Source organism: Cupriavidus phytohabitans (genome assembly GCF_017815025.1).
Taxonomy (GTDB): domain Bacteria; phylum Pseudomonadota; class Gammaproteobacteria; order Burkholderiales; family Burkholderiaceae; genus Cupriavidus.
The window spans coordinates 1-1,108 of the sequence record NZ_JAGIQB010000200.1; the positions used below are offsets into that span (position 1 = coordinate 1).

The 1,108-nt window shown below is 58.8% G+C and carries 1 protein-coding gene; it reads right to left on the bottom strand.

The annotated features are described in order from the left end of the window. Positions 1 to 4: 4 nt before the first annotated feature. A complete protein-coding gene (locus tag J8I34_RS34130; protein WP_209808574.1) occupies positions 5 to 1,039 on the bottom strand; it encodes an IS630 family transposase in 1,035 nt (344 codons plus the stop codon). Between the last annotated feature and the right edge of the window lie 69 nt (positions 1,040 to 1,108).

Consider the following 1,108-nt stretch of genomic DNA (forward strand, 5'->3'; position numbering starts at 1 on the left):
TTACTCAGCAGTCCGAAATATAGGCGACAGAAGGTGCCTCGAAGAATGATCGAATCAGGCTGCGTTTTTTCTGCAATCCTCGCAGTTGTTGCTCAACGCGGATTTCCAGTTTCTCGCCCGCGCGCAACGGATTGCGCGCCACGCCAGTTCGCTTGAGATGACTCCATACGAATTCGTCCGGGTTCAGGTCAGGGGCGTAACCCGGCAGCACATGCATCGTGAGTTTTCCTTTGGTCGATTCGATGTATTCGCGCACATTGGCCTTCTTGTGCGCTGGAAGTCCGTCAACGATCAGATGCACTGGTCGGTTGCGGCCTTTCATCATCTTCTTGAGCAAATCGATGAACAGCTCCGCGGTCAAGGCCCCTTTGTAGGTCGCAAACCAGAAGGCGCCTTTGGCGTTCACTGCGGAGGCGGCGGAAATCGACTGGCGCTGCCCGGGGCGCTCAATCACCGGTGTGCTGCCTTTGACCGCCCAGGTCTTGCCATGCACCGCGTCGGCCCGAAATCCAGATTCGTCCCAGAAGTAGATGTCCGCATCGCTTTGCTTGGCCGCAGCAGCAATGCCCGGATATGTTTCACGCTGCCAGCGCTCAACGGCCTGCGGATCTCGTTGGTAGGCACGTTGCAATGGCTTTTGCGGGCTCAATCCCAGTCCCGCCAGCAGCCTGCCCACCGCTGTGACACCCATCTTTACACCAAATTTCTGATCGATGAGCGTGGCCAAAATCTGGCGTGTCCACAGCCCGAAGTCCAGACCGTACTGCCGAGGATCCCGCCCGTTGATCCACCGAAAGACCTGCGCCTGTTGCGCTGGCGTGAGCTTGCGTGGTCGCCCTGTCGCTGGACGCGAGGCCAGCGCCCGCTCGCCGTTGCCCCGGCCCGAGGCCTCCTTGAGCCAACGGTAGATTGACGTCCGGTTCATGTCCAGCGACTTCACCACCACCGAAGGTTTCTCGCCTTCGCGAACCCGGCGCAGGGCAAGCCGGCGGAATTCCTCTTGTGTCGCGCGGTCCAGTGTACGGCCATCTCGTTTCATGTTGAATGAGACTAAACGGTCGTCACCAGGTTCCATCGTTTGTCGCCTTATTTACGGACTGGTGAGTAA

Coding starts and splice junctions, on each gene's coding strand:
- J8I34_RS34130 (WP_209808574.1), bottom strand. CDS start 1,039: ATGAAACGAGATGGCCGTACACTGGACCGCGCGACACAAGAGGAATTC.